The sequence below is a fragment of the Asaia sp. As-1742 genome, assembly GCF_011753235.1.
GTDB classification, from domain to species: domain Bacteria; phylum Pseudomonadota; class Alphaproteobacteria; order Acetobacterales; family Acetobacteraceae; genus Asaia; species Asaia bogorensis_B.
The window spans coordinates 46,672-70,106 of sequence record NZ_VWWA01000011.1; the positions used below are offsets into that span (position 1 = coordinate 46,672).

Sequence of the window (23,435 nt, forward strand, 5' to 3'; positions counted from 1 at the left end):
GGTCTCAGACTCCTTCTGCGAGGCTGACGGAGGACAGGGCAGAGAAGCCGTAATGACGCAGCCATCTCAGATCGCTCTCATAGAAGGAGCGTAGATCGGGAATACCGTTCTTGAGCATGGTCAGACGCTCGATGCCCATGCCGAAGGCAAAACCCTGCCAGATGGCGGGATCGAGGCCGCAATTGGCCAACACGCGCGGATGAACCATGCCCGAGCCCAGAACCTCGAGCCAGTCGGTCCCACCGCCAATCTCACCCGTCTGGCGAGACCAGCCGATATCAACCTCCATCGAGGGCTCGGTGAACGGAAAATACGAGGCACGGAAACGGACAGGAAGGTTCGGCTTGTCGAAGAAGATGCGCAGAAACTCGATCAGACAGCCCTTGAGATGACCGAGCGTGATGCCCTGGTCGATGACAAGTCCTTCACATTGATGAAACATCGGTGAGTGGGTGGCGTCATGATCGGCGCGATAGGTGCGCCCCGGCGCGATCACGCGGATCGGCGGGGGCTCGGTCAGCATGGTGCGGATCTGCACGCCCGATGTCTGGGTACGCAGCACACGCGGCGGCGACTCCTCATGGGATGCAGGCAGGTAGAATGTGTCGTGCTCGGTCCGCGCAGGATGATGGTCGGGCGTATTGAGCGCCGAGAAATTATGCCATTGCGATTCGATGTCCGGCCCCTCGGCTACGGAGAACCCCATGGCACCGAAAATCGCGGTCATTTCCTCGATCGTGCGGTTGATCGGATGGAGCAGCCCGAGCGGAGTCGAGACAGCAGGCATCGACACATCGACCTGCTCGGATTTCAGACGGGCTTCCAGCGCTGCCTCGGCAATGGCCTGGCCGCGCTCTTCAACAGCCGTATTGAGCGCATCGCGCAGGCGGTTCAGCGCCTGACCGCGCTCCTTGCGCATCTCGGGCGTCATCTTGCCCAGTTCCTTGAGCAGGACAGTAAGGCGCCCCGATTTGCCGAGCACCCCAACGCGAATGGCGTCCCAGCTGGCGTGATCCTGCGCCTGCGCCAGGGATTCGAGAGTTTCGCTTTTCAGCGCTTCGAGATCATCGCCCATCATTCGCCTGTCCCATCGGTCAACTGGTATCGTCAAAAAAGAAAACGGGCCGTCCTGATACAGGACGACCCGTTTTCTATCAAATCCGGAAATCTGCCGAAGCCAAAATCCGGAGGCTAAAGCCTTTGATCAGGCCTGCGCCGTCTGTTCCTGAGCGGACTGCTCAAGAGCCATCTGCGCCAGCTTCACGATCTCGGCGAAGGTTGCGGCGTCATCGAATGCGATGGCGGCCAGAACCTTGCGGTCGATTTCGATGCCAGCCTTTGCCAGTCCGTTGATGAACTTGCTGTAGGTCAGGCCCTGCTCGCGAACAGCAGCGTTAATACGCTGGATCCACAGAGCGCGGAAATCGCGCTTCTTGTTGCGACGGTCGCGATAGGCATAACGAAGAGCCTTCTCGACGCGCTCGAGAGCGATACGATAGTTGGTGGAAGACCGGCCGCGGTAACCCTTGGCGAGATCCAGAACCTTCTTGTGACGGGCGTGCGTCGTTACGCCGCGCTTAACACGTGCCATTTATCTGCTCCTCAAGCCAGTCCGTAGGGGGCCCACTGCTTCACGGTCTTCGCATCCATGTCCGTCATGGTCTGCGGGCCGCGATTGGTGCGCTTCATTTTCTGCGGACGGTTGATGAGGCCGTGGCGCTTGTTGCCGGGACCGCACATCACCTTGCCGGTCGCGGTGATCTTGAACCGCTTCTTGACCGACGACTTGGTCTTCATCTTGGGCATTTCATTCTCCTCTCGACATATCAGGCAACCTCCCGCAATTGCTTGCGGACGTTACCAAGCGGCCAGGCATGCCCTACCATCGCCTGGACGCGCGTTCGAAAGGGGGCACCTAAAGGATATCTCTGCCCTGCACAACCCATTTTAACGCGCCAAAACATTTACTTTGGGTTAGACAGAACCTTAACCACAATATGGGACGTTCTTGACGTAGATCAACATTTGGGCCTTTTACGACGCGGTCTCTTTTCGCAACGTTTCCGAACACGAAACCACACATAGGACGACGCATGAACACGGTTTCCCGGCCGCGGTTCTGGGCAGCCCTCACCGCCGTGATATTTGCCCTTTGTGGCATTTATCTGACACTCGGCGGTGTCTGGCTCCTGAGCTATGGCGACACCCCTTATTACGCAGTCTGCGGTATTGCTCTGTTGGCAACCGCCTATCTCGTCTGGACGGGCCGCCCTGCCGCCTTCTGGCTCTATACCCTGATCATTCTCGGCTCGCTCGTCTGGGCGGTCAGCGAAATCGGGATCGATTTCTGGTCGCTCGTACCACGCGGCGACGTCATCACCATTCTCGGCATCTGGCTGCTCCTGCCTTTCGTCAGCCGCCAGATCACCACCAGCCGTCTCGCCACCATGCCCCTGCTGGGCAGCGTCGTCCTTGCGCTGATCGTCGTGATCGTGGCCTTCGTGCAGGATCCGGGTGACAAGGCAGGTAATCTGCCCACCGAAAAGATCGCCGCTGCTGGCAGTGATGCCGCCCAGGTGCCCGATGGCGACTGGCAGGCCTATGGCCGTACCCAGTATGGCGATCGCTTCTCCCCGCTCACCCAGATCAATGCTGACAATGTCAGCAAGCTCAAGGTGGCCTGGACCATGCGTACCGGCGACTTCAAGGGCCCGAACGATCCCGGTGAAGCCACCAACGAAGCGACACCGCTTGCCGTCAACGGCACGCTGTATTTCTGCTCGCTGCATCAGAAGCTGTGGGCCGTCGATGGCGCAACCGGCAAGACAAAGTGGGTTTTCGACCCCCATCTCTATGTCAATCCGGGCTTCCAGCATCTGACCTGCCGTGGCGTGACCTACCACAAATCCGATGCCAGCGCCGTCACGTCAGATGGCACGCCGGCCCCTGATGAGTGCCATGAGCGCCTGTTCCTGCCCGTCAATGACGGTCGCATGTTCGCTGTCGATGCCCAGACCGGCAAGGCCTGTCCGAGCTTCGGCAACAATGGCGAGATCGACCTGCGTACGCCTTACATGCCGTATGACCATGTTGGCGGCTATGAGCCGACCTCACCGCCTGTCGTAACCGACAAGGTCGTGATCGTTTCCGGCGCCGTGACCGACAACAACTCCACCAAGGAGCCCTCGGGCGTCACGCGTGCTTTCGACCTGTTCACAGGCAAGCTCGTCTGGGTGTTCGACCCCTCGAACCCCGACCCGAACGAAATGCCGAGCGGTGACCACAAATATGTCGCCAACTCGCCCAACTCATGGATCACCGCGTCCTATGACGCCAATCTGGGCCTGGTCTATATCCCGACCGGCGTTCAGACGCCTGACCAGTGGGGCGGCAACCGCACCCCCGATGCCGAACGCTATGCGTCGTCCGTGCTCGCCCTCCACGCCGATACCGGCAAGCTGGCCTGGAGCTACCAGACCGTGCACCACGATCTGTGGGACATGGATCTTCCGGCCCAGATGAGCCTTGTGGACATCACCCAGAAGGACGGCACCGTTATTCCGGCCATCTACGCGCCGGCCAAGACGGGCAACATCTTCGTTCTCGACCGTCGCGACGGCAAGCTCATCGTACCTGCACCCGAGCTTCCCGTGCCGCAGGAAGTGGTTAAGAGCGATCACGTTGCTCCCACACAGCCCTTCTCTGACCTGACCCTGCGTCCCAAGGCCCTGCTGACGGGCAAGGACATGTGGGGTGGCACCGTGTTCGATCAGCTGATCTGCCGCGTGGCGTTCCATCAGCTCGACTACAAGGGCACGTTCACGGCACCGTCCGAGCGTGGCTCGCTGATCTTCCCGGGCAATCTGGGTATCTTCGAGTGGGGTGGTCTTGCTGTCGATCCGCAGCGTCAGATCGCCATCTCCAACCCGATCGCCCTGCCTTTCGTGTCGCGTCTGGTTCCCCGTGGTCCGGGTAACCCGCTCTGGCCCGAAAAGGACGCCAAGGGTTCGGGCGGCGAGACCGGCCTGCAGCACAACTATGGCGCACCCTATGCCATCATGCTGAGCCCGTTCCTGAACCCGATCACCACACGCATCGGTCTGCCGATCCCGTGCAAGCGTCCGCCGTGGGGCTACATGGCTGGTATCGATCTGCGCACCAACAAGGTGGTCTGGCAGCATCGCAATGGCACGCTGCGTGACAGTCTCTACAACAGCGCCCTGCCCATCCAGCTGCCGCCGCTCAAGGTTGGCGTGCCCAGCCTCGGTGGCCCGCTCACCACGGCCGGCAACGTAGCCTTCCTGACGTCCACGCTGGATTTCTACATCCGCGCATACAACGTCACCACGGGTGAAACCCTGTGGCAGGACCGTCTACCCGCCGGTGGCCAGTCCACCCCGATGAGCTACTCTGCCAATGGCAAGCAGTACATCGTGACCTATGCCGGTGGTCACGGCTCTTTCGGCACGAAAATGGGCGATTACGTTATCGCCTACGCTCTGCCGAACTGATCCCTCCCGGTTTCGGAAACAGGAAAACCCGCCTTTTGGCGGGTTTTTTTGTGCCCGGCTTCAAAGGGCCTGCACGGCTCTTGCACAGCGACGAATAATGTCAGAGTGTTGCTGAAACCTCAGCCAAGGATTTCATCATGCTCCGTGGATTTCTCGCTCTGACCGTGCTGCTCGGCACAGCCGCAGCCCCTGTTGCCTACGCCAAGCCCTGCCGCGATGCGACCTCGGGCAAGTTCGTGAAATGCGAAAAGCCGAAGGCCGAGAAATGCCGCGATGCCAAGGGCAAGTTCACCAAGTGCAAGGCTGATGCCGCCTCCAAGGACGATAGCAAGACGACCGCACCCGCGACCCCCGCTGATGGGGCCCCTGGCAAGAACTGATTGAGGGGGCGGTCTCCGCCTCTCGCAGTTCGGGTTGTTCCATGTAAAAAAGGCCCGGTCTCCCGGGCCTTTTTTCTTGATTGCCGTTCTACCCTGTCAAAATCAGGCCCGTGCAAAATTAGACCCGGGCTCGGGCCCGTATGGCCTGGGCCATTGCCTCGACCCCATTGCCACGGTTGGTTGAGAGTGCTTTCACCAGTCCCAGATCATGCAGGAATGTCGGGTCCGTCGCCTCGATCTCCGCCCGGTCACGCCCGGAATAGACCCGCAGCAACAGAGCCACCAGCCCATTCACAATGGCCGCATCGGACGCCCCGGCAAAGAACAGGCGGCCATCTGACTCATGCGCCTCAAGCCAGACCTGGCTTTGGCAGCCGGGCACACGATGCCCATCATTCTGCCACGCAGCGGGAAAGGGCGGGAGGTTGCGCCCCATCTCGATGATGTATTCGTAGCGATCCATCCAGTCATCGAACAAGGCGAGTTCATCGCCGATCGACGCAATGGCCTCCGCCGCCGTGCCATCCACGGGCTGGACGAAGGGGAGATCCGTTACCGCGCCGCTCACAGGATGAACCTGCTCAGATCGCCCTTGCGGGCCAGAGGCGCAACGCGCTCCTGCACATCCTGCGCGGTAATCACCACAGTATCCCCGCTCCGGTCAGACGCCCTGAAGGAAACATCTTCCAGCAGACGCTCCATGACCGTCGCAAGACGACGGGCACCGATATTTTCGACACGCTCATTGATGTCCGCCGCCAGTTCGGCAAGCGCATCCACCGCACCGTCCTCAAAAGAAAGCGTCAGATTTTCAGTGCCGAGCAGTGAGACATATTGCTTGAGCAGGGAGTGCTCGGGCTCGAGCAGAATGCGCTTGAGGTCCTCACGTGTCAGACCAGCCAGCTCAACGCGAATGGGCAGACGCCCCTGCAACTCAGGCAGCAGGTCCGAAGGCTTGGCCAAATGAAAGGCCCCGGATGCGATGAACAGGATATGGTCGGTTTTTACCGGCCCATATTTGGTGGTGACCGTCGTTCCCTCGATCAGCGGCAGAAGATCGCGCTGCACGCCCTCACGCGAGATATCGCCACCCCGTCCACCGCCTTCACCCGAGCGGGCGCAGACCTTGTCGATCTCATCGAGAAAGACGATGCCGTGATCCTGCGCATGACGCACTGCATCCTGGGTCAGTGCGTCATTATCCACCAGCCGGTCGGCTTCCTCGCGGATCAGAAGCTGACGCGCGGCAGCGATCGTCAGGCGACGCTTCTGGGGTGAGCGGTTCATGAGGTTCTTCATGAGGTCGCCAAAGGCGGCGGCATTCATGACCGTGCCACCTGCCATGTCGGGCATCTCACCCGCGCCCGGCTCACGCCCCACCTGAATCTCGATTTCCTTGTCCTCAAGTTCGCCATTACGCAGCATCTGGCGGAACTTGGTCTTGGTGTCCGCCGTGGCCCCTTCACCGACCAGCGCGTCGACAAGGCGGGATTCTGCGGCAAGCTCGGCCTTGGCATTCACATCCTTGCGCCGGGCCTCACGCAGCATGGTGAGTGACACCTCGACCAGATCGCGCACGATGGATTCCACATCACGCCCCACATAGCCAACCTCGGTGAACTTGGTGGCCTCGACCTTCAGGAAAGGCGATTGTGCCAGACGCGCCAGACGGCGGGCGATCTCGGTCTTGCCGCAGCCGGTTGGCCCGATCATGAGGATATTCTTGGGCACGACCTCTTCACGCAACCCTTCGGGCAGTTGCGCACGGCGCCAGCGGTTACGCATGGCAATAGCCACAGCCCGCTTGGCCTCGTTCTGACCGATAATGAAGCGGTCGAGCTCGGAGACAATCTCACGCGGCGAGTAATTCGGAATTTCCATTACAGCGACTCTCCGCCCAGCAGTTCCACCCGGACCGAATGATTGGTGTAGACGCAGATATCGCCAGCAATCTTCATCGCACGGCGGGCCACATCCTCGGCACTCAGCCCCTCGATATCGATGAGCGCACGCGCCGCCGAAAGCGCGTAATTGCCGCCGGAGCCGATCGCGATGATCCCGTCCTCGGGCTCAAGCACGTCGCCATTGCCGGTCAGTGTGAAGGAGCGATGGGCATCGGCCACCGCCATCATGGCCTCCAGCCGACGCAGATAGCGATCCGTGCGCCAGTCTTTCGCCAGATCGACACAGGCCCGTTCAAGCTGATCGGGATAGCGTTCCAGCTTGGCTTCAAGGCGCTCGAGCAGGGTGAAGGCATCAGCTGTTGCCCCGGCGAACCCGGCTAGAATTGAGTTCTTGGGCCCTATGCGGCGTACCTTGCGGGCATTGCCCTTGATGACCGTCTGGCCAAGCGTAACCTGCCCGTCACCCGCCATGGCCACCTGTCCGTCGCGACGAACGCAAAGGATGGTGGTGCCATGCCAGCCAACAGGGTCATGGGGGGAAGAGGAATGAGTGTGCATGCCTCTTCACATAAGCCCTGCGCGCAGAGAGACAAGCCCGCCCTATGCCCAGTTACGCAGCGTGGTGGCGATTGCCTGACGCAACTCCACCGGGGTGAAAGGCTTGCCCAGCACGAAAGCATCGGCAGGCAGGTTTTCGGGGTCGGCATAACCACTGACGTAAAGCACCGGCAGAGCGGGATATTTCTCCGCCAGGATGGCGCCGCATTCGCGGCCGCCCATGCCCGGCATCAGCAGATCGAGCACAACCAGATCGAAATGTTCACCCGCAGCCAGGCAGGCAATCACATCCTTGCCATCCGCAACGCTGATCACCTCATGACCGTCCTGCGAGAGGAATTGCGCCGTAACGAGCCGCACACCGGGTTCATCATCAGCCAGCAACACACGCAGCTTGCGCGGCCCCGAAACAGCCTCGACCGCCTCCTGCTGCGCCCCTGCCGTCGCCTCGTGGCTGACAGGCAGAAGCATGATCATGCGTGTGCCTTCGCCCGGCGTGCTCTCGACACGGATATCCCCCCCGCTGCGCTGCAGGAACCCGTAGATGGTCGAAAGCCCCAGACCCGTGCCGCTTCCAAGGCCCTTCGTCGTGAAAAAAGGTTCGAAGATACGGCGCACGATCTCCGGCGGCATGCCGCAGCCCTGATCATCCACCGAGAGCACGACGCGCTCACCTTCAGGGGCATGAGCCTCATGGCTGAGCGCGATACTGATAACACCGCCATCCGGCATGGCATCGCGGGCATTGATACACAAGTTGAGCAGGGCCATTTCAAGCTGACCGGAGTCACTCATTACGGGGGGCATGACCAGATCACGCGGCACGGCAGAGAGATCGATCGTGCAACGCCCCGTTTCGCCGCGCAGATCGCTTGCCCGACTCAGGCTCTGCACGATCAGGTCGTGCATGCTCCAGATCATCTCGACCAGGTTGACTGGACGCAGCGCCATGGGTTTCGGCCGGCCGAATTCGAGCAGACGGCGGGTCAGGACCGTACCGCGACGGGCCGACTCAAGGGCATTGTCGAAAAGCTTGGTCACGGTCGGGGTTACTGCAGGCGTCATGTCCTGCAGCAATTCGAGCGAGCCCAGCATGGCGGTCAGCAGGTTGTTGAAGTCATGCGCAATCCCCCCGGCAAGTGTGCCAAGAGCATGCATCTTGTCATCCTGACGCAGGCGCTCCTCCATGGCGAGGCGCTCTGTCACATCGCGGTCGAGCATCATCTGCCAGCGCTGCGCGCTCGGGAAAGGGACACCCAGCGCATTGCGCGGCCAGGGCAGGGTCTGGCGCGTGATCTCGTGCCACCTCACCCCGTCAGCCGTATGCTCCGACACCAGCCGCGAGACCTCGCCCTCGCTTCGGGTCTCCTCACGCATGGCGGCGATATCGGGTCGAAGGGCATCGTTGAACAGGGAGTCCTCAGCGATATCGCCCCTGCTATCCGGCGTGACTTCGACCTCGATATTGTGGCGCAGTACCGTGCCATCGGCCTCGGAAAACACGACATCCATCGGCACCGATTCCAGTGCGCCATGCAAAAGCACGCGCTCCATCATCAATGCCCGCTCGAGGCGATGATGGGCTGCGACCTCACGCACCATCGCGCGCAGTGAGTCGGATTCCCACGGCTTGTGGGCATAGAACTGGATCCTGCCCTGATTGAGGGCGGCAACCACGGCGGCCAGATCGGCATAACCGGTCAGGAGAATTCCACGCGCATCGGAATAGTCCCGCGCCTTGCTCAGCATCACATCGCCCGTCATGTTGGGCATGCGCTGATCGGAGACAATCACCGCGATATCGGGTGACTTGCGCAGGAATTCGAGCGCCTCGAGCGGGTCTGTACTGGAGAGAATATCGAATTCATCCTCCAGCAGATCGGTCAGCGCGACCAGAATTTCGGCTTCATCATCCACCAGGAGGATACGGCTCCTCCCGAATGGTACGCTCATTTCGGTCCGTTTCATGCGCTGCGTCCTATCGTCACCGGTCCCGTAGGGGTAAGGCGCACCGGAACGGAGAGCGTGAAACAGGCCCCCACATCGCGTCCACCCTCGAGATTCGCGTCCTCTATATCAATCGTGCCGCCATGCGCCTCGATCACGCCATAGGCAATTGCCAGCCCCAGCCCCGTTCCCATACCGACAGGCTTGGTCGTGAAGAATGGCTCGAACACACGTGCGCGCAGGGCGGCGGGCACACCCGGTCCGTCATCTGCCACGCTGATCACGTAATTTGCATCCGATCCCTCCTGCTCCAGAACGGTCCGGATCACGATCTTGCCGCTTGGCGCCCCGGCCTCAAGCCCTTCGGCCTCGGCACGCGAGCGTATGGCATCGGCTGCGTTGCTGACGATATTCATGACCACCTGATGCAGAAGGGCCGGCTGACAGACCAGCATACGTGGGGCCGACAAATGGCGCTCCACTGTAATCTCGCGGCCGAATTTATGCGCCAGAAGGGCGAGCGCGGTATCGATTGCCTCAACCACGTCGGTATCCTGAAAAGCGCTTTCATCGAGACGTGAGAAACGCCTCAGGCTCAGCACCAGATTCTGGATGCGCTGCAGCCCCAGCCGCATCGCACCGATACGGCTCGAACATTTCTCCAGCAGCGCAAGCTGTGCTGGCAGAAGAGGCCCCTCGGACTCCGTGAGCCGCTGCAGGGCCCGCGCGATGGTCTCCTCATGCGCCAGAGTGAAAGCGAGCGGATTGTTGATCTCGTGGGCGATGCCTGCCACGAGCTCGCCGAGCGAGGCCATCTTGGCTGTCTGCACCAGCTTGGCCTGCGTCTCGATCAGTCGCGCATTGGCATCGGCAAGTTCAGAATTGGCGTGGGCCAGCGCCTCAGCCATCGCGGCCTTGGCGGCAATGGCGCGGGCCTCGCTCTGCGCGGTCTGAAGTGCTACTTCGCGCACCTGACGCTTGATTTCCTGCTGCCTGATCTCGTCCTGAGCCAGCTTGCGACGCACAAGCACCCGGATGCGCAGCGCCAGAACATCGGGGGCGATGTCGCTGGGCACCAGGTCATCCAGCCCCGCATCGAACAGATCTGCCGCAGAGTGACGCCTGAACCGGTCAGCATCGACAATGCCGAGGATCCGGAATGATGTTCCTCCGGCCTCGAGCACATCCTGACGGCGCGCATCGAGACGGCGGCAGAAATTCACGCCATCGAGCAGGCGCGAGGTAAGGTCGAGCACCAGACAATCCGGCCCCTCCTCGCCCCCAAGCCAGCCCCCATGAATCAGCTCGCCCGAGGCGGTAACCGTGGTGACCGTATGGCCATCGCGCCAGAGCAGCTCCCCCAGAGAGGCACCGGAGGAATCGCGCTCCCAATTGGCATTGTCGCCCGGCTCGTCCTCGAAATCCTCGGTATGGGGGCTCGTGACGATAACGATACGCGCCCGGCGAAAACGTCCAGCCTCTTCGGCCTGAAGAAAATCCGAGCCCTCTCGCAGCAGCGCACGGATACGCAGCACCAGCAGGTCAGGATGGGCCGATTTGGAGATATAGGCATCCGCGCCGCTTTCGAGCCCTTCACGCTCCAGTCCGGGCCCGACATCTTCGGTCAGCATCAGGATGGGGATCGAACGCGTCTGGGCGTTCATGCGGAACTGACGGGCCATCTGCCCGCCATTCATGCCTGGCAGGTGATAATCAGCCACCACGAGGTCGGGCAGGCCATCATCGAGGCAGGTCAGGGCCTCTTCACCACTGGCCACGCGCCGGACGACAAACCCTGCCTCTTCGAGCAGAAGCGTAAGGGCTTGCGCCTGTATATCCGACTCCTCAACGAGAAGGATTGCGGGGCGGGGCACATCTTGCAGGGTCATGAATGCACTGGTCTCATGAGTTTGCAGGGGTGATCAAGTTCGGCAGCGCCCTCAGGACGAAAAGAGTTCTGCGATGCAGCTGTCATTGCAGAAAAGATGACATGTCGAGAGCTCATGTCATGTCGCTACCCGCGAGATTTCACCCGGTGTGACGCATGCAGATCAGAAGGGCCGCAGGGCGTTCATCGCCGTGTCACAGGCTGATCATTGCATTTCCCTGCGCTGGCAGCTACCTCAGGATCAGACAACGTGGCCAGCCCTGACTGGACGCCACTTCATTCGTGCCCATCACGACAAGCTGGAAGCGCCCCATGGAAGTTTCGCCCCGCCCGTCCCTGTCACGCCTAGGCCAGCCGAGCGACGACCGCGAGCCCCGTGGCACAAGCGGGCTTGGCACCGGCGGGCGCAGCAGCGGCAGCGGGCTCGCTATCCTGCGCACGGCCTTCTGGGCTGTCTGCTACTTCGCCTTTTATTTCGCCCAGCAGGTGGCCGAAGTCCTGGCACCGCTCTGCCTTGTGCTTGGCATCGGGTGGATGGCCCTGCCCAAGGCCCTTTCGGCCATCACTACCGGCACGGCCTCGACCGACCCGCAGGCACAGGATGTCATGAATCACGTGGTCGGAAGCATTCCCGATCATCTTGCCATCGGCAGCCATGTGATGACGGCAAGCGGCCTTGTCTTCGATGGTTTCATGCTGATGGCCATCGCCGCCCTCGGTGCGACGGTTTCCGCCGTCGCCGCCCGCAACATGTAACGCCGCGACCGGGGCTTTCATGATCCGGTTCCACAACGTTACCTATCGCCATGCGTATCGTCGCCGTCTGGCCCGGCAACGTCAGATGGCGCGCCCGGTCCTTGAGGGACTCGATTTTACCATCCAGCAAGGCAGCTTCTACTGGCTGACCGGCCCCTCCGGCGCGGGCAAGTCCAGCCTGCTTCGCCTCGCCCATGCAGAGACTTTGCCAGAGAGCGGTACGGTCGAGATTCTCGGGATCGCGACGGAGCGGGCCAGCCGCCGTCAGCTGGCCCAGCTGAGGCAGCGCATCGGGTTCATCCCTCAGGATCTGCGCCTGCTGGGCGAGCTGAGTGTTTATGACAATATCGCCCTCCCTTTACGTCTGGCCGGACAATCCGACAGCGCGATAAGGGGCGAGATCGGGTCTATCCTCGACTGGCTCGATCTGGGGGCCAAATCTGACAGCCTGCCAGATGAGCTCTCCGGAGGGGAGCGACAGCGCGTGGCCATTGCCCGCGCTCTTGTAACCCGCCCGGCCCTGCTTCTGGCTGACGAACCGACCAATGCCCTTGCAGAGGCGCAAAGCTGGCAACTCATTGAGGCATTGAAGGCGCTAAGCCGCTCGGGCACGACTGTCATCGTCGCCACGCATAACGAGTCCCTGCTGCGGGCCATGCCCCTGCCCTGCATCAGCCTGCGTAATGGGCGCCTCGAAAAACCCGTCCCACCCCCGGTGATGCATCACCCTGAGACTCATGCCTCAGGCTCTGGCACCTCCACTGATGGCGGCGGCGACATTCGTCATTCCGATGACCATGCCACCTCTCCCTTCCTCTCTGCCTCACGCCCCTTGCGGGAACGGGATCGATGAGCCGCAAACTTCCTGATGGGCTGCATCTGGGCCGACGCGATCAGGGGCTGATACCTCTTATCGCCGCCGTGGCGGCAATCGCAGCCCTCGCACTCGGCGGCTGGAATGCAGCACGCGTTCTCTCTCGCGAATGGGACCATGGCGCCACCCGACAGGTTACGATCGAAATTCCGGATCTTACGGGCGATGCCGCGGACACAGCCAGTAAACTTGTTACCGTCTTGAAGAGCGATCCCGGCATCGCCAGCGTCGACATTCTGCCCGAGGCAAGGCTGCGCGATATCCTTCGCCCCTGGCTTGGCACGATGCAGGCCAGCCTGTCAGACCTGCCCGTCGTGCTCTCTATTACACGGCGCAGCAATGGCCCCGTCACCAATCTGCCAGTCATACTGGATACGATCGCGCCTTCAGCCATCATCGAGGAAAATGCCCGCTGGGGCGAACGCCTGATGCTCCTCGGCCAGACTTTGCAGGCCTGTGCGTGGCTTGCCGTGTTGCTGGCCGGGTTTGCCACCGCTGGCGTGACCACGCTTTCCGTGCGCATGACGCTGATTGCACGACGGCGCACTATTGAAATCCTTCATGGCCTCGGCGCCCGTGACGGGCTGATCGCACGACGAATCGCCTGGCGAAGCGCCCTGCTCGGGCTGAGCGGAGGCGTAATCGGCACGGCGCTCGGCGGGCTGATACTGGCCATACTCTATCACCTGCTGCTGCCCTTCATGGATCAGGCAGGCGCCGGTGCAACAACGTGGCCCCAAAGCTATGAACAATGGCTTGCCTTGTGGGCCGCCATACCTCCAGCCCTGCTCCAGTCCCTCGCCTGTGTGCCGGTGCTCGTTGCTGTCCTCAGCTTCGTTGTGGCTCAGGGGACGGTGCGTCTGTGGTTGCGCCGGCTGCCATGAGATTCTGGTTGGCCGTTCCGTTTCTGGTGTTCGTTCTGGCCCTTGTCTGGTGCGCAGGGTTCGCCTGGTTTTGCGTCGATGCGCTCCACCCCGTATCCAATCCGGTACATTGTGACGGCATCGTTGCCCTGACCGGGGGGCGTGACCGTATCGAGGCCTCGCTTCAGCTGCTGGACAAGGGGGTTGGGCGCAAGCTGCTGATCTCCGGGGTGGGGCCCCATGCCACACTCAGCCAGCTCAGCGAACATGCACCGATATCGCTGACACCCGAACTGGCGTCGCGCATCACACTGGGCAGGCGTGCGGTGTCTACTATCGGCAACGGGTCGGAAACGGCCCAGTGGGCCACGCAGAACCATATCCGTTCGCTGCTGGTCGTTACGGCGGGCTACCATATCCGGCGGGCTATGGTTGAAATCCATCGCGCCGCACCGGAGGTCGTGCTCCACCCCTACCCTGTCCGCTCACCGGCGCTGAGACGCAGCCCCAATCGCGCAACATTCAGCCTTCTGCTGCACGAATACATCAAATGGATCGGCTCCCATCTGGGCCTCTCGCGGGGAATCAATCTTACCCCCCAGTCATGAACCCATCCGGGTAAAACCTATGCCGGTCCCGAATCCCATGTTGCGCCGTTTCCCTCCTGCCCCGTGATGCTCTAGTGAACATCGGATTCTCGAGACGCTACTGGGGGAGTGCATGATCCGGATACGCGCCTGGCTTTTCATGAGCTATTTCATCATCCTCACCCTGATCATGGGTGTGATCGCCATGCCCATACGCGCCCTGCGACGCCACAAGCTGGCCCTGCGCTATGCCCAGCTCTGGTCATCGCTCACCTTGCGTGGTCTGAGCCTGATCTGTCGCATACGCATCACGGTTATCGGCCGCGAGAACCTGCCTGCAGGGGCGTGCCTTGTCGCCTCGCAGCATCAGTCTTTCTTCGACGGCTTCATCTGGATGACGATTGCTGAGCAACCGGCCTATGTCATCAAGCAGGAGCTCACCCGCATACCGTTCATCGGTCCCATGCTGATTCTGTCCGGCATGGTGCCTGTCGAGCGCGCCGCGGGCGCGAAGGCCCTGCGCGCCCTGATGAAGGCGACACAGGAGCATTTTGATGAAGGCCGACAGATCATCATCTTCCCTGAAGGAACAAGAACCGTCCCTGGCGAGCGTGTTCCCCTTCAGCCCGGCGTAGTCGCACTGGCCAAGCAGGCGGCTGTGCCTGTCATTCCCGTCGCCACCAATTCTGGCCTGCACTGGCCGCGCCGCGGCTGGTTGATGACTCCGGGCGAAATCATCATCGCCATAGGAGAGGCTTTGCCTGCGAATGCCGGGCGACACTCTCTGATCGACTCGATCTACAGGTCCTGGGATAAACTTTGCATTGCCCACGATATACCACACCCTGTGGATAACTCTGTGGACCTGAGACGCTGATCGGGGGGAATCCTGTGCGGAACACCGTGCATAACCCCCATCGAACCGATACGATCCTGAAAGGATCCAGCCGGGGCGGGCAAGAAAGCGAGTCAAGAGACAATCGCCGCAAAAGCTAGGTTTTTCGCGCTTTATGGCGCAAAGAACGGTGCGGAGGGGGCATCTAACACAGCCCCCTGCGCTTTCATAGCCCCGCGGCGGAGACTCTTTCCCTTTTCCTCATTTCATCCGTTTTCAGCTCTGGGGATAAAATGTGCGGTTTCTCGCGACAACTGTGAAATCTGACGGCAGAACCTGCCAATTACCCAGTATTCACCGGGCTAATCCGAGATGAAAAAAGGGCTCTTCTTCACCATAATCGGTGTTACGTCCCTGTTACTCGCAGTGCAGGCTCTGGACGCCTATCGCATCAGTCAGATCGACCGACAGATCGCAAGACTGTCCATGACGGCGCAGGCGGAGGGCTGGCGGTTTACGTGGCAGGAGAAAGCACGCCAATGGCGCCCGTGGGGGTCACGCATCGTGCTGACTGCCCCCCTGATAGGCCGTGGCTCCAGGGAGGGGTGGACCGGACAGTCTCTTACGATCAAACCCGGCTGGAGGCACCCATTCGCAGCGTCATTCACCTCTGAGGGTGTACAGATCCTGCGCCCCGGTGGCGATGTCGTGCTGAGCGCTGGTGGTGGATCGGGCTGGTTCGACCCGTCGCGACAGGTGATCGTCTATCGCACGACAGGCGTGACGGCATCGGGGCTACCGATATCAGGAATCGACACGCTCACGCTACGCAATGTCACAGCGCGATTCCTGCCCGGCGCACGGAATACCGACCCCTCCTTGGCATGGAGCCTCGACCTGCACGCAGACAGGGTAGAGCCGAAGCTGACCGCGACACAGGGCAGCGGCAGCCTGACGCCCAGCCTGCAGGACCTCCTCGCTGCGCTGCCTACAGCGAGGTATCTCCACCTCGTTCTCGCCGCATTGCATCGAACGAGCAATGGTCACGACCAAGGCGACCGTGCTGCTGGTTTGCCCCATGATGTGGGTTATGAACGCTTTTTAATTCAGGAGGCGTCTTTCACACTTGGGCCCGTCTCTGTCGTTGCCCGCGGAACCCTTTCAGGTACCGGGCAAGGCACAGTGTGGGCCCATCTCAGCGGCTTGCAGGGCTTTGCCCGTTACTGGGTTGCTCATACACCGCAAGCGCTACGGAATAACCCGGACTACGCACGCCTGCTGGCGGGTCTTGATGAACAAACCGCAAGGATACCGGACCATCTGGACCTTCCCATCCCGCTCGGTCCCGATGACATTTTATTGCAAAATCACATTTCCGCGATAATAACAGGGCATTATCGATGAACCGGAGGGGAAGCTGACGCCTTATGGGCGGTGGCAGTTAACCATTCCCCTTCACGACTGGCCTTGATGGCCGCGGATCCCTGCAATGCCTGACATGAGTGCTCTCTTCCTCGCACGATTGCAATTCGCGTTTACCGTCGGATTCCATATCGTCTTTCCCGCCTTCTCCATCGGCCTGGCTGCGTTTCTGGCTGTGCTCGAGGGGCTCTGGCTCAAGACGGACAAACCCGTCTATCTCGACCTCTTCAAATACTGGCTGCGCGTCTTTTCCGTCGTGTTTGCCATGGGTGTCGTTTCCGGCCTCGTCATGTCGTATGAATTCGGCACCAACTGGTCGCAATTCTCGCAAAAGGCCGGACCGATCCTTGGCCCGATGCTGGCCTATGAGGTCATGACGGCGTTCTTCCTTGAGGCCGGCTTTCTTGGTGTCATGATGTTCGGCCTCAACCGCGTGGGCAAGCGGCTGCATTTTGCTGCAACCTGCATGGTCTCGATCGGCACATTGATCTCCATGAGCTGGATCCTGGCTTCCAATTCCTGGATGCAGACGCCACAGGGCTACAAGATCGATGCCGCAACAGGCCGCTTCCTGCCCGCCGACTGGTTCGCCATCGTCTTTAACCCCTCCTTCCCGTTCCGCCTTGTCCATATGGCCCTCGCAGCGTTTCTCTGCGTTGCGTTCATCGTGGGTGGCGTCGGCGCGTGGCATCTGCTCAAGGCCAAGCGTCAGAAGCGCCAGCCGACCGATGCCGTGAAGGTCATGTTCTCCATGGCAATGTGGATGGCTGCCATCGTGGCACCGCTCCAGATCCTGGCGGGTGACGCCCACGGCCTGAACACGCTGAAATACCAGCCCGCCAAGATCGCGGCGATGGAAGGCGACTGGGAGAGCGAGAGCCGTGCGCCCGAATTGCTGTTTGGCGTGCCGGACATGGAACATGAGGTGACACGCTACAAGATCGGTATCCCGCTGGTGGGCTCGCTGATCCTGACGCACAGCCTCGACGGCAAGGTGCCGGGCCTCAAGGATTTCCCGAAGGACCAGCGCGCGCCGATGTATGTCGTGTTCTACACCTTCCGCGTGATGGTGGCCCTTGGCAGCCTGATGGCCCTGCTTGGGTTCTTCTCGCTGTTCCTGCGCTGGAAGGGCGGGTTCTATACCAACCCGATCCTGCTGCGCGGCGCCTTGCTCATGACGCCTGCCGGGTTCATCGCCCTGCTGTGCGGCTGGGTCACGACCGAAGTGGGCCGCCAGCCCTTCACGATCTACGGGCTGCTGCGCACCGTCGACAGCGTCTCACCCGTGACACTGCCGAACATGGAAATGTCCATGGTCGCCTTCGTCATCGTCTATTTCATCGTCTTTACCGCCGGTATCGGCATCCTGCTGCGCGATTTCGCCAAGGAACCCAGCTCGAACGAACCTGAGCCCCCGCGCGATCAGCCGCATCGTGCCGCTGGTATCACCCAAGTTTCTCACCACCCGGCGGAGTAAACGTTTACCATGAATACCCTCGCCTATTGGTTGCCCATCATCTGGGCAACCCTCGCGGCTCTGGCCATCTTCATCTATGTCTGTCTCGACGGGTTCGATCTGGGCATTGGCATCCTGTTCCTCGGCGAGCATCGCAAGGAACATCGCGATGTCATGGTCAACACCATCGCCCCGGTCTGGGACGGTAATGAAACCTGGATGATCTTCGGAGGCGCCACGCTTTATGGCGTGTTCCCTGTCGCCTATGGCACGATCCTCCCCGCGCTCTACCTGCCGATCCTGTTCATGCTGCTCGCGCTCATCCTGCGTGGCGTGGCGTTTGAATTCCGTGTGAAGGCAAGCGGCATTTTCGGCATGGGGTTCTGGGATCGCTCCTTCTGCTTCGGCTCACTCGTTGCCTCTGTCATGCAGGGCATCATTCTGGGTGAGCTCATCATGGGCGTGAAGGTCGAGAACAACACCTTCGTCGGCAGTGCATGGGACTGGGTCGCTCCCTTCCCGCTCTTCTGCGGCTTTGCCGTAGCGGTTGGCTACACCTTGCTTGGTGCGACCTGGCTGGTCTGGCGCACGGAGACCGATCTGAAGGCTGTCATGCAGCGCCTCTCCGCGCCGCTGGGCCTCGGCATGCTGGTGCTGATTGCCATTGTGTCGGTCTGGACGCCCTATCTGCACGCCAATTACATGCATCGCTGGACCGATTTCCCTGAAATCGTCTGGGTTGCGCCCGTGCCCGTCGCCGTGATCGTGCTCGCTGCGCTGTTCTTCCTGTCGCTGCGCAAGCAGGCAACGCGCCTCACGCCGTTCCTCTGCGCGCTGGGCTGGTTCTTTCTGTGCTTCTCGGGTCTGGGCATCAATGTCTGGCCCTATATCGTACCGCCCACGGTCACGATCTGGTCCGCCTCCTCGCCACCGGAAAGCCAGCTCTTCCTGCTGGTCGGTGCATCGATCCTGCTGCCGATCATCCTGGCCTACACGATCTATTCCTACTGGGTGTTCCGCGGCACGGTGACCGCCGATCATCATTACCACTGACGCCGGGCCTGGCCTGACCCAATGTCACCCTCATGCGATCGACCCGGTTCCGAACGGGGATGGATCTCATGAGGGGCCTGCCCCCCCCGGGCTTTTCATCGCCCGGGCTCAAATGCTTCAAACGTTGGTCAGGCTATTTCTGGCCGGCTTGCCACTTCGCCAGAGGAGTTATGACAATGCCTGCTTCTCCCGCCCCTTCCTCCTCCTTCCTTGCCCGTCTTGGCTGGTTTGTCGGGCTTTGGGCAGGCGGGGTCGTGACACTGGCTATTGTCGCAACCCTGCTCAGGATCATCATCTTTCATCAATGGTAAGATGAGGCCGCACGTCGACAGCCCTCATCCCGGCATTATGGGCGGCCTCGAGCCCTTCCTCCGTGTCCTCGAAAACAAGACAGCGCGAGGGGGTAACACCGAGCTTGCTGGCGGCCAGCAGATAGAGATCAGGGGCCGGTTTGGGATGGGTCACATCCTCCACCGTCACCACGCAATCGAACAGTTCCAGCAAATCGAGCGTACGCAATGTCGCGGTCACGATCGATTTGAGCCCGGCCGAGGCCACGGCCATCGGAACGTGGCCGAAATGGCTGCGGGCGATCTCGGCTGTGAAACTGTGCTCACGCAGCACATCAAGATGGGCTTCGTAGAGCACACGGCAACGGGCAAGCAGAGCCGCCCGGTCGAGCGTCACATCAAACGCTTTCTCATAAGCGTCGAACAGCTTGCTGCTCGAAAGCCCGGTGCGGGCGTAGTACCACTCTGACGTGAGAACCTGCCCCTGCTCCGCCAGCGCTTCCTTGAAGGTCAGGAAGTGGACGGGGAGCGTGTCCGCGATTGTCCCATCGCAATCGAAAATGATGGCGTCAAAATCGTAATCGTTCAGATTGAAAGTCGTCACCTGATCTGCCTTTCGCCAGCGTACCAGCGGTCTGTTGCCTGACTCGACCACCCCATAAGGAAGCCATCTATCTCAGAAGCGGTCCTTCGCCTGGCGCAGCCTGCCCAGTTCGCTGCTGTCAGGGGCACGCAGGAACGGATTGGTCTCACGCTCAAGCCCAAGCCGCACCGGCAGGCTGGGGCGTCCCTCGGCACCAAGCGCCTCGACTTCAGCAGCACGCTGCCGCAGCGCCTCGTTTGTCGGGTCGATACTCAGCGCAAAAGCAGCATTGCTCTGCGTGTATTCATGACCGCAATACACGAGCGTGTCATCCGGCAGGGGGTCGAAGCGATGAAGGCTGGTGAACATCTCTTCCGCCGTCCCCTCCAGAAGGCGACCGCACCCGAGGCTGAACAACGTGTCACCACAGAACAGCGCGGGGACAGAGCGGAAATAGAAGGAGATATGCCCGCGCGCATGACCGGGGGTGGCAATGACCTCCCCCAGATCATGACCCACGGCAATACGATCCTCATCATGAAGCAGCAGGTCAAGCGGTGGCAAACGGGCCTGATCCGCCTCCGCGCCGGCGATACGGGCGCCGTATTTCTGGCGCAAGGCCTCGGCGCCTCCAATATGATCGGCGTGATGATGGGTGAGAAGAATGAGGTCGAGACGACCGTCACCAATCACCTCCGCGACCGGATCGGACTCGCCGGGGTCGATGACGGCAACGATTCCTGTCTGCGGGTCGGTCAGAAGCCAGGCATAATTATCGCGTGCGAAAGGTACGGCTTTGATCTGTAGGCTCATGGTGCAGCTTTCCTGTTCCTGCAGTGTGTTGCGGCGTTAGTTGAGAGAGATATTACGCCTCGCCGATCAAGAACGCACCACCAGCCCCTCTGGCCCAATAGGGAGGTTCGGTCTAGCGTGTCCCCATGCCCAAGCGCCCACCCCAGTTCGTCCCTCCCGATGCTGCCGGTTTTTATGCCAGCCGGCGCGGCGATCAGGTCAATGCTCTGCTCATGGCGCAACTGGCAGGCCTGCTGCCCGACCCGACCGGGCTACGCGTTCTGGGTCTTGGCTATGCGCAGCCACTCCTGTCCCAATGGCGTGGGCTTGGGCGGGCACACTGGGTGGCGTCGGCCCAGCTCGACACACCGCTCACCCGGCGCGCGCCGCTGGACAATCATGGCGGCTTTGCCATGCCTTCATGTCTTGTAGCGTCCGATGCCCTGCCCTTCGATGATCTGGGTATCGATCTGGTAGTGATGGTGCATGGGCTCGAACTGGCTAACCCCCATCCTCTGCTGCGCATGGTCTGGAAGGTCCTCGCCGATCATGGCCAGCTGATTCTTGTTGTTCCGAACCGGACAGGTCTTGCCGCCAAGGACGATACGTCGCCTTTCGGTCACGGCAGCCCGTTTTCGGCCAGTCAGCTCGATCGCGCCCTGCAACGCGCCCTGTTTCGCGCCGAAAGCACAGCAACCGCGCTCAGCGCGCCTCTGGCGCTGTTGAAGCTGGGTGAGCAGGCGGCTCTTATGGCAGATCGAGCGACGGGATTGCTGGGGCGCAGGCTGGGGGGCGTGCATCTGGTGAACGCGTGCAAGGATCTCTATTCCGGCATGCCGGTTGAGGCTGAACGCGCCAAGCTCGCTTTTGGCAGACGCGTGACCACACTGGCGAGCTCTGCCAGCAGCTGCGACAGCCTGAGTGGCAAACCGGGCAGCTAGGGCTGAAAACAGGCAAAGCTTGACCCAAAACCAAGGTGTCGTAAGACTGCGCCCATGTCCCTGATTCAATCGATCAAATCCGTTCTGGCACCGCCTCACCGCGCTGCCTTCCCCTTTCTCGCACTGACGGGAGGGTTGACCCTGCTCGGCCGCGCGACGCCCTGGCGCGCCACGCGCCTGATTGGCAATGTGGCTTTGGGCGGGTTCGGATTCTGCCTTTACTTCTTCCGCGACCCCAAGCGTTTTCCGCCGGCGCGCACCGATCTGGCCCTGGCCCCGGCTGATGGTCGCGTCGTATCGGTGGAACTCGCGACGCCACCCGCAGCGCTGGGCATGGGCAGTGAGCCTGTGTGGCGCGTGGCGACCTTCCTTTCCGTGCTGAACGTACATATCAATCGTATGCCCGCAGCCGGCACGGTCACGAAGATTGCCTATCACGCCGGGCAGTTCCTCAATGCCAGCCTCGACAAGGCCTCTGACCTCAATGAACGCAACGAGGTTCGCCTGACGCTCGAGGACGGTCGTCACATGGCCATCGTCCAGATCGCCGGGCTGATTGCGCGTCGTATCGTCTGCTATGTGGACGAGGGCAGCGCTGTGGAACCGGGCGATCGCTTTGGCCTGATCCGCTTTGGCTCGCGCACCGATCTTTATTTGCCGCCGGGTGTGACACCGCTTGTCAGCACCGGACAAACCATGGTCGGTGGCGAAACCGTCATCGCCCATCTCTGAGCCTGTAAGCCCCGTGTCAGACACGCTCCCCGGTCCTGATGAAACGACAGGTCACGCCCAAGCCAACACAGCGCAGGAGACTGCCTCTGCAGACGGGCAGGCCGGCCTGCCTCCCCGGCGCAGGAAGCGTCGGCTGAGGCGTATCCGCCCGCGCCGCGTGCGCGTGCGCGGCCCGTCTTTCAACAGGCTCATCCCGAACCTGCTGACCATGCTGGGTCTGTGCGCCGGGCTGAGCGGGATGCGGTACGGGCTGGAGCAGCAATTTGCCTATGCTGCTGCGGCACTCGTGATTGCGGCCTGTATCGATGGGCTCGATGGACGTATCGCCCGTCTGCTGCATGGCACATCGCGCTTTGGGGCCGAGTTCGACTCGTTATCCGATTTCGTCTGCTTTGGCGTGGCGCCGCCTTTCCTGCTCTATCTCTGGACATTGCAGACCAATGGCGGGCGCTACGCTTTTGTGCCCTGCATTCTGTTCACTGTGTGCATGGCGCTGCGTCTTGCGCGCTTCAATGCCAGCCTCGATGACGAGGAGAAGCCGGAATATTCCTACAGCTTCTTCACGGGGGTACCCGCACCTGCCGGCGCGGGTGTCGTGCTGTTTCCGATCTTCCTCGGGCTCGAAGCCGACAGGATGCACTGGCCAGTTCTTGAATCCCTGGCCCGCTCCCCCCTGCTGGCAGCCGGTTTCCTGATCCTGACCGCAGCCCTGCTGGTTTCGACACTGCCGGTCTGGTCGTTCAAGAACTTCAAGATCCCGTCACCCTTTGTGCTGCCGCTCATGCTGGGCACATTGCTCTATGCGGCAATCCTTCTGGCCGATCCCTGGCTTGCTCTGGCAGCGGCTGGCATCATCTATCTGCTGATGCTGCCGTTCAGCCGCCGCAGCTTCCATCGCCTCAAGGAACAGGCCGACGCCATGTCGGAGGATGTGCCCTAGATGTTTGGTCCCGGGTTTTGATGGTGCGGGTTTTGCGTGAATCTTGATGGCTCGTGCTGCCATTGCTGGCAAACGAATTCGTATGGCGTGAGGCCCCGGAGCGTCTTCAGTCGACGTGCGAAA

General features: G+C 61.3%; 24 protein-coding genes and 1 pseudogene. 14 read left to right on the plus strand and 11 right to left on the minus strand.

Annotated features, from left to right (window positions below; genetic code table 11):
- Positions 1-4 precede the first annotated feature (4 nt).
- The 3 genes from pheS to rpmI form a co-directional block, all read right to left on the minus strand.
- Entirely contained in the window at positions 5-1,075 is a 1,071-nt protein-coding gene (pheS, locus tag F3J08_RS13735; protein WP_062165706.1) for a phenylalanine--tRNA ligase subunit alpha, read from the minus strand.
- Positions 1,076-1,204: 129 nt separating this feature from the next.
- Complete coding sequence (gene rplT, locus F3J08_RS13740) at positions 1,205-1,591, minus strand: 50S ribosomal protein L20 (RefSeq protein WP_062164227.1); 387 nt, start codon at positions 1,589-1,591, stop codon at positions 1,205-1,207.
- An 11-nt stretch (positions 1,592-1,602) separates the two neighbouring features.
- Positions 1,603-1,806 carry a 50S ribosomal protein L35 gene (rpmI, locus tag F3J08_RS13745; protein WP_023978115.1) on the minus strand — a complete coding sequence of 68 codons (204 nt, stop codon included), beginning with the start codon at positions 1,804-1,806 and terminating at the stop codon, positions 1,603-1,605.
- Between the two features lie 287 nt (positions 1,807-2,093).
- On the opposite strand from rpmI, the gene F3J08_RS13750 reads away from it, so the two are divergent.
- Together F3J08_RS13750 and F3J08_RS13755 are read left to right on the plus strand one after the other, a co-directional pair.
- Positions 2,094-4,511, plus strand: a complete 2,418-nt coding sequence (locus F3J08_RS13750) for a glucose/quinate/shikimate family membrane-bound PQQ-dependent dehydrogenase (protein ID WP_166930692.1) — start codon at positions 2,094-2,096, stop codon at positions 4,509-4,511.
- Positions 4,512-4,648: 137 nt separating this feature from the next.
- On the plus strand, positions 4,649-4,891 hold the full coding sequence (locus F3J08_RS13755) for a hypothetical protein (RefSeq protein ID WP_062164225.1): 243 nt from the start codon (positions 4,649-4,651) through the stop codon (positions 4,889-4,891).
- A 118-nt stretch (positions 4,892-5,009) separates the two neighbouring features.
- Here F3J08_RS13755 and F3J08_RS13760 read toward each other — a convergent pair whose 3' ends face one another.
- Genes F3J08_RS13760 through F3J08_RS13780 form a run of 5 tightly spaced genes read right to left on the minus strand, consistent with a single transcriptional unit; the run spans position 5,010 to position 11,189 of the window.
- Positions 5,010-5,459 carry a SufE family protein gene (locus F3J08_RS13760; protein WP_122039040.1) on the minus strand — a complete coding sequence of 150 codons (450 nt, stop codon included), beginning with the start codon at positions 5,457-5,459 and terminating at the stop codon, positions 5,010-5,012.
- Complete coding sequence (gene hslU, locus F3J08_RS13765) at positions 5,456-6,772, minus strand: ATP-dependent protease ATPase subunit HslU (RefSeq protein WP_122039041.1); 1,317 nt, start codon at positions 6,770-6,772, stop codon at positions 5,456-5,458. The genes F3J08_RS13760 and hslU overlap by 4 nt, the downstream gene beginning before the upstream one ends.
- Positions 6,772-7,353: an ATP-dependent protease subunit HslV gene (gene hslV / locus F3J08_RS13770; RefSeq protein ID WP_122039042.1), complete on the minus strand. Its 582-nt coding sequence runs from the start codon at positions 7,351-7,353 to the stop codon at positions 6,772-6,774. Before hslV ends, hslU begins: the two co-directional genes overlap by 1 nt.
- Before the next feature lie 42 nt (positions 7,354-7,395).
- A complete protein-coding gene (locus F3J08_RS13775) occupies positions 7,396-9,321 on the minus strand; it encodes a response regulator (RefSeq protein ID WP_240149359.1) in 1,926 nt (641 codons plus the stop codon).
- Complete coding sequence (locus F3J08_RS13780) at positions 9,318-11,189, minus strand: response regulator (protein WP_166930693.1); 1,872 nt, start codon at positions 11,187-11,189, stop codon at positions 9,318-9,320. The genes F3J08_RS13775 and F3J08_RS13780 overlap by 4 nt, the downstream gene beginning before the upstream one ends.
- A 311-nt stretch (positions 11,190-11,500) precedes the next feature.
- On the opposite strand from F3J08_RS13780, the gene F3J08_RS13785 reads away from it, so the two are divergent.
- The 9 genes from F3J08_RS13785 (at position 11,501) to F3J08_RS13825 (ending at position 19,345) form a co-directional block, all read left to right on the plus strand.
- Positions 11,501-11,944 (plus strand): hypothetical protein, encoded by a 444-nt coding sequence (locus tag F3J08_RS13785; protein WP_166930695.1) that lies wholly within the window; start codon positions 11,501-11,503, stop codon positions 11,942-11,944.
- Positions 11,945-11,963: 19 nt separating this feature from the next.
- Complete coding sequence (locus F3J08_RS13790; protein WP_166930696.1) at positions 11,964-12,797, plus strand: ATP-binding cassette domain-containing protein; 834 nt, start codon at positions 11,964-11,966, stop codon at positions 12,795-12,797.
- On the plus strand, positions 12,794-13,702 hold the full coding sequence (locus tag F3J08_RS13795) for an ABC transporter permease (RefSeq protein WP_166930698.1): 909 nt from the start codon (positions 12,794-12,796) through the stop codon (positions 13,700-13,702). Before F3J08_RS13790 ends, F3J08_RS13795 begins: the two co-directional genes overlap by 4 nt.
- Entirely contained in the window at positions 13,699-14,289 is a 591-nt protein-coding gene (locus tag F3J08_RS13800) for a YdcF family protein (protein WP_166930699.1), read from the plus strand. The genes F3J08_RS13795 and F3J08_RS13800 overlap by 4 nt, the downstream gene beginning before the upstream one ends.
- Before the next feature lie 112 nt (positions 14,290-14,401).
- Entirely contained in the window at positions 14,402-15,145 is a 744-nt protein-coding gene (locus F3J08_RS13805; protein ID WP_166930701.1) for a 1-acyl-sn-glycerol-3-phosphate acyltransferase, read from the plus strand.
- 330 nt (positions 15,146-15,475) lie between these two features.
- Entirely contained in the window at positions 15,476-16,507 is a 1,032-nt protein-coding gene (locus F3J08_RS13810; protein ID WP_166930702.1) for a hypothetical protein, read from the plus strand.
- A gap of 85 nt (positions 16,508-16,592) precedes the next feature.
- Entirely contained in the window at positions 16,593-18,002 is a 1,410-nt protein-coding gene (locus F3J08_RS13815; protein ID WP_023978129.1) for a cytochrome ubiquinol oxidase subunit I, read from the plus strand.
- Positions 18,003-18,011: 9 nt separating this feature from the next.
- The gene (gene cydB / locus F3J08_RS13820; protein ID WP_122039049.1) at positions 18,012-19,034 is read left to right on the plus strand and encodes a cytochrome d ubiquinol oxidase subunit II; all 1,023 of its coding nucleotides are present in this window, start codon (positions 18,012-18,014) and stop codon (positions 19,032-19,034) included.
- A 176-nt stretch (positions 19,035-19,210) separates the two neighbouring features.
- On the plus strand, positions 19,211-19,345 hold the full coding sequence (locus F3J08_RS13825; protein WP_122039115.1) for a DUF2474 family protein: 135 nt from the start codon (positions 19,211-19,213) through the stop codon (positions 19,343-19,345).
- On the opposite strand, the gene F3J08_RS13830 is transcribed toward F3J08_RS13825, so the two are convergent.
- Complete coding sequence (locus F3J08_RS13830; protein ID WP_162993402.1) at positions 19,326-19,928, minus strand: HAD family phosphatase; 603 nt, start codon at positions 19,926-19,928, stop codon at positions 19,326-19,328. The two genes, F3J08_RS13825 and F3J08_RS13830, sit on opposite strands and share 20 nt — an antisense overlap.
- A 72-nt stretch (positions 19,929-20,000) precedes the next feature.
- A complete protein-coding gene (gene gloB / locus F3J08_RS13835; RefSeq protein WP_166930703.1) occupies positions 20,001-20,720 on the minus strand; it encodes a hydroxyacylglutathione hydrolase in 720 nt (239 codons plus the stop codon).
- A 125-nt stretch (positions 20,721-20,845) separates the two neighbouring features.
- Between gloB and F3J08_RS13840 the strand changes: the two genes are divergently transcribed.
- The 3 genes from F3J08_RS13840 to F3J08_RS13850 all read left to right on the plus strand — a co-directional run bounded on the left by F3J08_RS13840 (position 20,846) and on the right by F3J08_RS13850 (position 23,312).
- Complete coding sequence (locus F3J08_RS13840; protein WP_166930705.1) at positions 20,846-21,640, plus strand: methyltransferase; 795 nt, start codon at positions 20,846-20,848, stop codon at positions 21,638-21,640.
- Positions 21,641-21,694: 54 nt separating this feature from the next.
- Positions 21,695-22,372, plus strand: a complete 678-nt coding sequence (locus F3J08_RS13845; RefSeq protein WP_062164210.1) for a phosphatidylserine decarboxylase — start codon at positions 21,695-21,697, stop codon at positions 22,370-22,372.
- A gap of 106 nt (positions 22,373-22,478) precedes the next feature.
- Positions 22,479-23,312: a phosphatidylcholine/phosphatidylserine synthase gene (locus tag F3J08_RS13850; protein WP_205207038.1), complete on the plus strand. Its 834-nt coding sequence runs from the start codon at positions 22,479-22,481 to the stop codon at positions 23,310-23,312.
- On the opposite strand, the pseudogene F3J08_RS13855 reads toward F3J08_RS13850, so the two are convergent.
- Positions 23,309-23,435 (minus strand): annotated as a pseudogene (locus F3J08_RS13855) (IS481 family transposase); the annotation flags it as partial. The gene F3J08_RS13850 and the pseudogene F3J08_RS13855 overlap by 4 nt on opposite strands.

Coding starts and splice junctions, on each gene's coding strand:
- F3J08_RS13780 (WP_166930693.1), bottom strand. CDS start 11,189: ATGACCCTGCAAGATGTGCCCCGCCCCGCAATCCTTCTCGTTGAGGAG.
- F3J08_RS13790 (WP_166930696.1), top strand. CDS start 11,964: ATGATCCGGTTCCACAACGTTACCTATCGCCATGCGTATCGTCGCCGT.
- F3J08_RS13750 (WP_166930692.1), top strand. CDS start 2,094: ATGAACACGGTTTCCCGGCCGCGGTTCTGGGCAGCCCTCACCGCCGTG.
- F3J08_RS13775 (WP_240149359.1), bottom strand. CDS start 9,321: ATGAAACGGACCGAAATGAGCGTACCATTCGGGAGGAGCCGTATCCTC.
- F3J08_RS13810 (WP_166930702.1), top strand. CDS start 15,476: ATGAAAAAAGGGCTCTTCTTCACCATAATCGGTGTTACGTCCCTGTTA.
- rpmI (WP_023978115.1), bottom strand. CDS start 1,806: ATGCCCAAGATGAAGACCAAGTCGTCGGTCAAGAAGCGGTTCAAGATC.
- F3J08_RS13840 (WP_166930705.1), top strand. CDS start 20,846: ATGCCCAAGCGCCCACCCCAGTTCGTCCCTCCCGATGCTGCCGGTTTT.
- hslV (WP_122039042.1), bottom strand. CDS start 7,353: ATGCACACTCATTCCTCTTCCCCCCATGACCCTGTTGGCTGGCATGGC.
- F3J08_RS13755 (WP_062164225.1), top strand. CDS start 4,649: ATGCTCCGTGGATTTCTCGCTCTGACCGTGCTGCTCGGCACAGCCGCA.
- F3J08_RS13805 (WP_166930701.1), top strand. CDS start 14,402: ATGATCCGGATACGCGCCTGGCTTTTCATGAGCTATTTCATCATCCTC.
- pheS (WP_062165706.1), bottom strand. CDS start 1,075: ATGGGCGATGATCTCGAAGCGCTGAAAAGCGAAACTCTCGAATCCCTG.
- F3J08_RS13800 (WP_166930699.1), top strand. CDS start 13,699: ATGAGATTCTGGTTGGCCGTTCCGTTTCTGGTGTTCGTTCTGGCCCTT.
- F3J08_RS13815 (WP_023978129.1), top strand. CDS start 16,593: ATGCCTGACATGAGTGCTCTCTTCCTCGCACGATTGCAATTCGCGTTT.
- F3J08_RS13825 (WP_122039115.1), top strand. CDS start 19,211: ATGCCTGCTTCTCCCGCCCCTTCCTCCTCCTTCCTTGCCCGTCTTGGC.
- F3J08_RS13845 (WP_062164210.1), top strand. CDS start 21,695: ATGTCCCTGATTCAATCGATCAAATCCGTTCTGGCACCGCCTCACCGC.
- gloB (WP_166930703.1), bottom strand. CDS start 20,720: ATGAGCCTACAGATCAAAGCCGTACCTTTCGCACGCGATAATTATGCC.
- cydB (WP_122039049.1), top strand. CDS start 18,012: ATGAATACCCTCGCCTATTGGTTGCCCATCATCTGGGCAACCCTCGCG.
- F3J08_RS13785 (WP_166930695.1), top strand. CDS start 11,501: ATGGAAGTTTCGCCCCGCCCGTCCCTGTCACGCCTAGGCCAGCCGAGC.
- F3J08_RS13795 (WP_166930698.1), top strand. CDS start 12,794: ATGAGCCGCAAACTTCCTGATGGGCTGCATCTGGGCCGACGCGATCAG.
- hslU (WP_122039041.1), bottom strand. CDS start 6,772: ATGGAAATTCCGAATTACTCGCCGCGTGAGATTGTCTCCGAGCTCGAC.
- rplT (WP_062164227.1), bottom strand. CDS start 1,591: ATGGCACGTGTTAAGCGCGGCGTAACGACGCACGCCCGTCACAAGAAG.